Origin of the sequence: Tahibacter sp. (genome assembly GCF_035481375.1) — a bacterium.
Taxonomy (GTDB): domain Bacteria; phylum Pseudomonadota; class Gammaproteobacteria; order Xanthomonadales; family Rhodanobacteraceae; genus Tahibacter.
Map to the genome: position 1 here is coordinate 18,946 of NZ_DATIGT010000157.1, position 9,262 is coordinate 28,207.

At 68.5% G+C, this 9,262-nt stretch carries 7 protein-coding genes; 2 read left to right on the top strand and 5 right to left on the bottom strand.

Translation table 11 applies throughout. The annotated features are described in order from the left end of the window. Positions 1 to 18 precede the first annotated feature (18 nt). The 5 genes from VLF18_RS10570 to VLF18_RS10590 all read right to left on the bottom strand — a co-directional run bounded on the left by VLF18_RS10570 (position 19) and on the right by VLF18_RS10590 (position 7,059). Entirely contained in the window at positions 19 to 2,043 is a 2,025-nt protein-coding gene (locus tag VLF18_RS10570) for an endonuclease (RefSeq protein ID WP_325279593.1), read from the bottom strand. Positions 2,044 to 2,103: 60 nt separating this feature from the next. After that, the gene (locus VLF18_RS10575; protein WP_325279594.1) at positions 2,104 to 2,961 is read right to left on the bottom strand and encodes a YihY/virulence factor BrkB family protein; all 858 of its coding nucleotides are present in this window, start codon (positions 2,959 to 2,961) and stop codon (positions 2,104 to 2,106) included. A gap of 24 nt (positions 2,962 to 2,985) precedes the next feature. After that, entirely contained in the window at positions 2,986 to 3,690 is a 705-nt protein-coding gene (locus VLF18_RS10580) for an esterase/lipase family protein (protein WP_325279595.1), read from the bottom strand. A 257-nt stretch (positions 3,691 to 3,947) separates the two neighbouring features. Next, entirely contained in the window at positions 3,948 to 5,972 is a 2,025-nt protein-coding gene (locus VLF18_RS10585) for a hypothetical protein (protein WP_325279596.1), read from the bottom strand. A gap of 202 nt (positions 5,973 to 6,174) precedes the next feature. After that, positions 6,175 to 7,059, bottom strand: a complete 885-nt coding sequence (locus VLF18_RS10590) for an Fpg/Nei family DNA glycosylase (RefSeq protein ID WP_325279597.1) — start codon at positions 7,057 to 7,059, stop codon at positions 6,175 to 6,177. Positions 7,060 to 7,127: 68 nt separating this feature from the next. Here VLF18_RS10590 and VLF18_RS10595 point away from each other — a divergent pair, with 68 nt between their 5' ends. Both VLF18_RS10595 and VLF18_RS10600 read left to right on the top strand, forming a co-directional pair. After that, positions 7,128 to 7,559 (top strand): cupin domain-containing protein, encoded by a 432-nt coding sequence (locus VLF18_RS10595; protein ID WP_325279598.1) that lies wholly within the window; start codon positions 7,128 to 7,130, stop codon positions 7,557 to 7,559. Positions 7,560 to 7,758: 199 nt separating this feature from the next. Beyond that, a partial coding sequence (locus VLF18_RS10600; RefSeq protein ID WP_325279599.1) for a hypothetical protein occupies positions 7,759 to 9,262 on the top strand: 1,504 nt, incomplete at its 3' end.

Here is a 9,262-nt window from a genome sequence, read left to right on the forward strand (position 1 = left end):
GTTGCGGGGCGTCTCCCGCTACGGCTCGAACCCGTTCGCAAACACGCGATCGCTCACGCACAGATCCAGGAATATGCAATCCGCCCATTCCGGATGGTCGACGAACGGATTGCGGTTCCGCTGGTAGCCGAAAATGATCTCGTTGCGCAGGCGTTCGCGGTCGGTCGGCGGATCGGCGTAGTGCCAGGCCAGGATGACGCTGAGCATGCCCATGTACGCCGTGCCGGTCGTGTTGCCGCCGGTGATCTGGATCAGGCTCGGATCGTCGGTCAGCACCAGGTCGGGCTCTGCAGCGCCGCTGACGCCGTTGGTGCCGCCCTCGTAGCGCACGTCCATGTAGAGCAGTGCGCGGGCGAGGTCGCCTTTTTTCGTATTCCACACTTCCCAGATGACGCCGTCGGACCAGTTCGAGTTGCCGGGGTAGACGCCGCTGCCGCCGCCCTGGCCGTTCGTGAGCTCGGTCGTGTATTCGTTGCAGACGGCCGAGCAGGTGCCGAAGGGCTTGGTGCCGCGCGTGCCGTTGTAGGTGTTGTCGGTCAGGTGAAGCATGTGGGTGTCGGTGTACGCGTAGTTCGACGCGACATCGTCGGGGAAGCCATAGGCTTTCGGCCAGATGTGCTCGCGGTTGTACGGCCGGTTCGTTTCGACTTTCGCGTATGACACGTTCTTGTAGACGTCGAGAATGCGGTACGGGTCTTCGGGATCTTCGTCGGCCTGTTCGAGAATCGTCCATGTATCCGTGCCGCTCGACGAATACGGAAAGCGCACGTGGTCGTCGATGATCGCGTGCAGCGACGCGCGCAGCGCCGCGGCGCTGCCCGTGTTCGCGCTCGCGTAGTAGTTGCCGACGGCCTCGCCCGTAACGAAGCTCCAGCTCGCGTCGGCGGTCATCGCGGTCGGCGTGCCGTCGAGATCGACGACGTGCGCCGCATGCACGGTCGCCGTGCAGGTTTCGCCGCCGCCGAGGGCGGGCGAGGGCTGCGCCGTGTAGCGCTGCGGTCCCCCGCTGACGGCCAGCGCGTGCGCGCCGCTCGCCGTGCAGCTCAGCGTGATCCAGCCGTCGGTCACGCCGACGGCTTCGTCGAAGAACACGCGCAGCGGGCTCAGCGTCGGTACGTCGGTGGCGCCGGCGAGCGGGCGCCGGTCGACGACGGTCGGCGCGACGTCGGTCGCGACGGTGAACGTGCTCGTCGCGTTCGCCGTCATCGTCTGCGGCGTGCCGTCGACGTCGCTGACGAGGCTGGCCGCGATCGTCGTCGTGCAGGTTTCCGCCGAGGCGAATGTGGCCGCCGGCGTGTAGATGTAGCGCGCGGCATCGGGGTTCGACGTCAGCGTCAGGCCGACGCTGCCCGACGTCGAACAGACCAGCGTCACGGCGCCGGGGCCGAGCGTGACGGCCTCGCTGAAGCGCACGTCGATCAGTGCCGACTCGGGCACGTTCGTGCTGCCGTCGGCCGGCTGCAGCGCGATGACGATCGGTGCGGAGTCGACGCCGCCGGTGAAGGTCTGTCCCGGATTGCATTGCCCGAACGACGCCGCCGACGAGGACTGCCACGCGAAGTCGCCGTAGTCGTTGCCGGTGCCGCCCAGCCGCAGCGACTGCCCTGCGGGTGCGCTGCCGTTTTCGGACACGCCGATGTCGACGCTGGTCATGCCGGCCGCCGGGCCGTTGCTCGCGGTGAAGCTGCCTTCGTAGCTGAGGAACTGCACGACGGTCGTACCGTCGACGAGCGCGAGGCCGTCGGGCGATCCGTTCTGCAGGCCGACCGCCGGCACGGCCAGCGTGCCGAAGCCGTCGCATTGATTCGAGAGGATGCCGCTCAGCGGAACGGTGAGATAACTGGCGCCGCCGGTGCCGTTGTAGAAGACCACGGACCAGCCGTCGAGGTCGGTCAGCGCCGGCCCGGCGATCTCGACCATTTCATCCGAGTCGGGGCCGCTGTTGTCGTAGTGCAGTTCGTTGACGAACACGCCGACACCGGCCTGCGCCGGGGTCAGGGCGGCCGCCAGCAGGCAGGCGAAAACAACGAGACGGGAGATCATGATCGCCATACGCAAAAGTATGGCAGGGACGGTAGGTCATCCCGGTGACGCCTTCAAGAACTAGGCGATCGCGCGGCGCCTGCGCGGCGCGCGGTCGGCGACCCAGCTCGTGAGGCCTGCGCCGACCAGCACGATCAGCGAGCTGTAGTAGACCCAGACCAGCAACAGCACGACCGATCCGGACGCGCCGTAGGCATCGGCCTGATCGCTGTTCGCGAGATAGGCGCCGAGCAGCCACTTGCCTGCGTCGAACAGCACGGCCGTCGCGAATCCGCCGGACAGCACGGCGCTCCAGCGTTCGCGCTCGTCGGGGACGAAGCGGAACAGCGCGGCGAAGGCGAGCGCGAACACGGCGAGCGTGGCGGCTTCGTTGACGACGATCCAGGCCCAGCCCTCGCGCGTCAGCGCAGCGCCGAGCAGCGTGCTGACGACGAGCGTGACGACGAGAAAGAAGCCGATCACCGCGATCATGCCGAGCGACAGCAGGCGCCGGCGGATCCAGGCCCGGACCGCACTCGTCGAGGCGCCCGGCGCGTCTATGCGCCAGATGCGGTTGATCGCGTCCTGCAGTTGCGCGAGCGCCGTGGATGCGGACACCAGGAGAGCGCCGAAGCTGATCACGCCCGACGCGCTGAACACGAAGCGCTGCGTGCGTCCGCTGTCGACGACGAGCTTCGCGACGTCGCGCACCTGCGAGCCGAGCAGCGCGCCGAGCTGATCGACGAGGCGCATTTCCGAACCGGGCCAGGCCTGCGCCGCGACGGCGAGGCTCAGCACGACGATCGGCGCGAACGACAGCGCGGTGTAGAACGCGATCGACGCGGCCAGGGTCAGCGGATCGGCGCGCCAGAGCGCGGACGCCGCGTCGGCGAGGCGCAGCGGTTTCGCGGAATCGTCGCCGGCCTTGCGCGTGGGCATCCTCGCGTGCGCTCCGCCGAGTCGTCAGTCCGGGTCGCGCGCGACTTCGCGCGCAACGACTTCGAGCACATCCGGATTCGCGACGAGGCCCAGATGCGTGGCGTCGACTTCGACGGCGCGGCACTCGCCCGGCGCGCCGGCCGAGGCTTCCCAGGCGACGACGCCGTCGCTGCGGCTGTAGATCGACGTGACCGGCGCGCGGTGGCTCGCGCGGACCAGTGCGCGCACGCTGCGGCTGTCCGACGGTGTGCCGCCGAGCCATGCATAGAGCCGCGACAGATGGCTCGCATCGGGATCGGCCGTCAGCGGCGAGCCGAGCGCGACGACGCGCGCCACGTGCTGCGGCAGCCGGCCGGCGACGGCACGGGCCATCAGTCCGCCGAGTGACCAGCCGACGATGCGCACGCGGCGGCGCGTGCGGCGCGCAATCGACCGGATGCGGCAGGACAGCCGCCGCATCACGTCGCCGCGCGGACCGCGGTTTATTCCAAGATTCCATGTGTGCACATCGAAGCCGGCGGCGTCGAGGTGGTCGCGCAGCAGCGCGGTCGCGGCATCCGACGTCGCGAAGCCGGGCACGACGAGCACGGGTTCGCCGCGCGCGCGGCGGCGCGGCCGGCGCCGGATCACGGTCGCGCGACCGAGGTCGAGGAGTACGCGCAGTTCGCCCGCCGCCTTCCATAGCGACGGGGGTGCGATCTTGGCAGCGGGCGGGACGTTCCCTGTCATGGCAAACCTGTGCGGGCGGCGCGATGTCCGGTTACGCGGGTTCCGCAATGGCCGTGCCAGACGCCGCCGCGCGCCGCAGCCGGCGGAAACGCCGCGTTTTCCACGCTTTCCGCCGCACGCCGCCGTTACCGCATCCCGCAGTTCGCACGCCGGCAGAACCCGGTATCGCGGAATGCAAGAACGAAAAAAAAAGCGACCGCCGGAGCGGTCGCCTTTCCGTTGCATGCATCGGCCGTCGACCGACGGCCGCTTTGACGTCAGTCGACGAACCGGCGACGCGCGCCGGCCGCGACGAATACGAGCAGCACGCCGAGCAGCAGCAGCATCGGCGGCGACAGCATCGGCATTTCGGTCGTGACGATCGGAGCGACGCCGTTGAAGATGACGACGTTGTCGATGCTGGTCGACGGAGTACTCGTGTTGCCGACCGCATCGATGGCCGCACCGGCAACGATGCTGATCGTCACCGTGCCGTTCGTCGTCATGCCGCTGACGGCGACGTTGAAGACCGTCGGGCCGCCTGTGACGACAGCGGTCGTCGCGCCGGCGGTGCCGCCGAGGATGATGTCGGCCGCATCGAAGTTGCTGACGGGTTCGCTGAAGGTCACGGTGAAGTTGATCGGCGAGGTCGGCGCCGGATCGGGCTGGCCGACGGCCTGTTCGACCGTCACGGTCGGTGCGGTGCGATCGACGTCGTAGGCCTGGCCGGTCGTGAAGTTGCCGTTGCCGGCGCCGACGCCGCCGAGCGGGGTGGTGCCCGCGACGATCGTGTCGTCGTCGACGACATCGAGACGGATCGTGCCGGTGCCGCTGCCCGTGGCGACCGCGACGTTGCGCGTCGTGCCGCTGCCGGTGACGCTCGTGACGCTGGCACCGGCGATGGTGCCGGTCGTCGTCAGTGTGAAGTCGCTCGTGTCGACACCGGCGACCGCCAGATCGAAGGTGACCGTGTAGTTCACGGTCGGCGCATTCGTCGGGTTCGCGTCGACGCGAACGCTGCTCGTGACGTTCGGCGGCGTGCAGCCGCCGTCGGTCGCGCAGTCGAACTGGATCACGTTGCCAGTGATGCTGACGCCGGCAGAGGTCAGGCCTTCCGGCACGAGACCGAGCTTGAAGTGGCCGGTCTGCTGGATGCCGTTGAGCACGCGCACGTCGATCGACGCACCGTTGGCGAGCGGCGTCGCGAGCGTGACCGAGCCGACCGACATCGAGCCGTTGAAGCCACTGCCGTTGGGCTGGCTCGGCGGCTGTTCGAGCGTCGTGCCCTGCACGGTGACGTTGCTCGTGCCGCTGCCGCAGGGCGGGCGGTCGACCGTGACGACCACGGCGGTCGAGGAGCGCGGACGGAAGTCGGCAATGCCCGACGGTGCCGGAAACGTCGTCAGGTCGACGATGCGGAAGCGCAGGCGCGTGAGGTTCTGGCCCGACGAGTTCGTGTACGTGAAGCGGATGTCCTGCGTGCCGAAGGTGGAGTTGTTCGCCGGATCGCTCGTGAAATCGCGGACCGAGTTCGGCGGGCTCTGGCCGGAGACGCAGGTGTCGAGAACGTCCCAGGTGCCCGATGCCGGATTCGTGATCGGCGAGGACGCGTTTTCAGGGCCCGGCGCACCGAGGCGCTGGCCCGCACCGGCACTCGTGCCGTTGGTGTCGACGAAAATGAAGTCGACCGCGTTATTGTCGGTGTCCGCGATGGTGGGATTCGGACAGCTGCCGAAGGTCGTGATGCTGCCGCCCTTGCCGCAGGAGTCGCGGTAGAACGAGTAGTCGATCGAGAACGGCACGAGTGCCGGGTAGCCGGTGCCTTCCTTGTACAGCGCGTTGGCTTCCGACGTGGAGCCGACGGCGTCCATGCGGTTGGCCAGCGTGAAATCGGCCGGCTCGCTGGTGTTGAACAGCGCGATGCCGGCGTTGTCGGGAATGTCGGTCGTGTATGTGGCATCGCCCGTGGCGGTCGTGCCGTTGCCGGCCGGATAGCTCGCGAGCGAATAGCCGACGGAGTTGACGGCGAGCCAGTGGCCGCGATTCGGAATCACGGTGCCGTTCGGGATGATGGCGCGCGCGACGCCGTTGGAAGCGGCGATGGCGTAGCCGGTGCCCGAGCTGGCGGCGACCGTGTGGTCGGCGCCGCTGTTGTTGTAGATCTCGACGAATTCGTCGTTGGCCCCGTTCGGACCACGAACGCGGAACTCGCTGATGATCAGCGGTGCGGAAAGCGCTGCCTGTGCAGCGAGCAAACCGAATACCCCGGCCGCAAGCCGGCCCGTCAACCGAATCGATCTCATGAGTTTCTCCCTCTGAATCGTCACGTGCGCATGCGCCGGCGCGCCGCTCGGCAATGCCGGGGCGAATCTAGGCGAAAGCGCGATGAAAAGCACGGCATTCGGCGCGGTTTTCGGAGGGGAAAAACCCTCAGCGCCGAAGACGACTCGGAAACGCACGGGTGCCGGCGAACCGAACAGATCACAGGGCGTCGTACTGCCGTGCTCAGAGCAGCTGGTCGATGTCCTTCGGCCAGCTGTCGTGAAGCAGCCGCGACAGCGCGCGATCGGCGAGCACCTTGCCGCCGGTCTGGCAGCGCGCGCAGTAGTTCGCCTCGTTCTCGGCATAGACGATGCGCTGCACCGGCGCACCGCAGTCGGGGCAGGGCTTGCCGTAGCGGCCGTGCACGGCCATGGCGTCGTGGAAGGCGGTGACTTTTTCCGGAAACGCGTCGCCGGTTTCCGCGGCGAGGCGCCGCGACCATTCGTCGAGCACATCGATCGCGGCCCGGTGCAGCCGCGCGGCGTCGGCCGGCGACAGCTTCGCGCCGAGCGCGAACGGCGACAGCTTCGCGCGGTGCAGGATTTCGTCGGAATAGCTGTTGCCGATGCCGCTGAACAGGCGCGGGTCGGTGAGCGCGCGCTTGATCGTGTGATTGCCGCGCGCGATGCGTTCGGCGAACTGCGCCGCATCGAGCGCGGCGACGTCGACGCCGCCCGGATCGAGCGCGGCGAGCGCGGCCTCGCCGGCGACATAGTGCAGCGAGGCGCGGCGCTTCGTGCCGGCTTCGGTCAGATACAGCGTGCCGGACTCGAACGCGAAGCTGGCCAGCGCGATCCTGCCGGGCGGCTTTCCGTTCGCGTCGCGCCAGCGCAGGCGCCCGGCGATCATCAGGTGAATCACGATGAAGCGTTCGCCGTCGAGCGCGAGCACGATGCGCTTGCCGAGCCGGCGTATGCCGGTAACGCGGCGACCGCCGGCATCGGCGATCGGCGGATCGACCGTGCGCAGCACGAACGGATTGGCCAGCGCGACGCGCTGCAGGACATGCCCGACGAGCCGTCGTTCGAGATGGTCGGTGTAGACCGCGATGTCGGGCAGCTCGGGCATGCGTTCTCCGCAGCACAGAATGCGCCGCGGCACGATAGCATCGGCGCACTTCCCGCGGAGCACCTGCCATGCGTCGACCGTCGCTGTTCGCCTGCCTGCTCGTATTCGCCGTACCGGGCGCGTCCGCGCTCGAGAACGACGGTGCGGTGAAAGTGACGCCGCTCATGAAGACCACGACGAGCTGGGACGGCAAGCCGCTGGTCTATCCGACGGGACAGGCCGAAGTCTCCGCGCTCGTCGTCGAGATCGCGCCCGGCGGCGAGACGGGCTGGCATCGGCATCCCGTGCCGTCGTTCGGCGTCGTGCTCGAAGGCGCGCTCGAAGTCCGGCTCGAAGACGGCCGCGTGCAGCGGCTCGAACGCGGCCAGGCGCTGGCCGAGGTCGTCGGAACTTTGCACAATGGTCGCAATGTGGACGACACGCCGCTCAAGCTGCTCGTGTTCTACGCGGGCAGCGTGGGGCAGCCGCTGACGGTGAAGGCGGCGACCGGCAAGCCTTGAGAGCGTTAGAACCCGGTTATGCGATGTGCGCGGGGCACCGTCATCGCCAGGGACGGGTTCGTACGTTCCTCGCAGCCTTCCGTTTGCTTTCTGGATAAATGAATTAGCGGAACGTCGGGCGCATCCGCCCGCGTTGGGGGGCGCGTGTCGTTCGCCCGTCTACAGCGAACGAAATCCCCCACAGCGAAAGGAACCCGCGATGAAACTTCGTTCGTGTGCGCTCGCGCTCGCGATGTCGGCTGCCGCCTTCTCTCCGGCCGGCGCGATGTATCTGAACCCGCAGGGCACCGGCCAGGTGCTGCTGTTTCCGTATTTCAGCGTCAACAGCGGGCAGTCGACGCTGATCAGGCTCGCCAACACGACGAATCGCGCGAAGTATCTGCAGATTCGTTTCCGCGAGGGCTACAACAGCCGCACCGTGCTCGATTTCCACATCGCGCTCGCGCCGAACGATGCGTGGACCGGAACCGTGTTCGCGACCGACACCGCCGGCGGCGCGCGCATCATGACGCGCGACGAAAGCTGCACGGCGCCGGACAAGCCGTTCTGGGAGGCGCCGTTCCCGGGCGGCGGCTATCAGCAGTCGTTCCTGCCGTTTGCCTACACCGGATCGAACGAGGACACCGGTCCGACGCAGCCGGTGCGCATGCGCGAGGGGCATTTCGAAGTCGTCGAACTGGCCGAACTCGACGGCGCGCTCGCGGCGGCCGTGACCGGCCAGCATCCGCCGAATTGCGCCCCGCTGCAGGTCATCGATCCGACCTCGCCGGATCTCCGTCCGCCGGGCGGCGGTCTCTACGGCGCCTTCAGCATCGTCGACGCGGGCGAAGGCACGCTGATCGGCGGCAATGCGACCGCGGTCGAGGACTTCTCGCAGTACTCGTTGCTGACGGACTTCGCGACGGTTCCCGAATACCTCGCCGTCGGCAACAGCCGTCCCGGCGAAGCCGATGCCGTGCTGCCGGCCGGCAGCGGCGGCCTGAGGCTGGTCTATCCGACCGACGGATCGCCGAACCGCGCGAAGGATGCGCTCTCGGCGCTGCTGATGACGGACAGCGTCTACGGCCAGATGGATCGCACGCTCGCGGCGGGCAGCCTGACCGAGTGGGTCGTCACGGCGCCGACGAAATTCCTGTACACGGACAACCAGGTGCTCGGCGTACCGCTGGGTTCGACGACCGGCGCCGTGGCGCCGTTCGAAGCCGTGTTCGGCGGTGCGCTGCCGGGTGGGTCGTGTTCGCGGTATGCGGCGAAGGGTTTCGATCGCGAAGGACGCGCGATCATGTTCGTCGAGGATCCGGATTTCTCGCGCGTGGAAGACCTGCCCATGCCGCCGCCGGGGCAGCATCCGCAGCACGCGCTGTGTTTCGCGACGAACGTGGTGCATTTCTCCGACCGCGCACTGGACGGCACTACGCCGCTGCTCGGCTCGCGGCTCGGCAGCAAGCTCTGGAACCCGTCACCGGCCGTCGAGACTGCCGACGTGCGTATCGATGTCGGCGCGCGTCTGAACGGCTCCGCGCGCATGTACAACGTGCTGCCGCCGGGCATTGCGGGGCCGGCATTGCGCGGACTGCCGCTGATCGGGTTCGAAGCCGTGCGTTACGTCAACGGCAATGTTGCGCCGGGCGTGCTCGCGAACTACACGACGGCGACGCCGCTGCGCGGGGCGGCCGTCTGCACGAACGGCGGCGGCCGGCCGG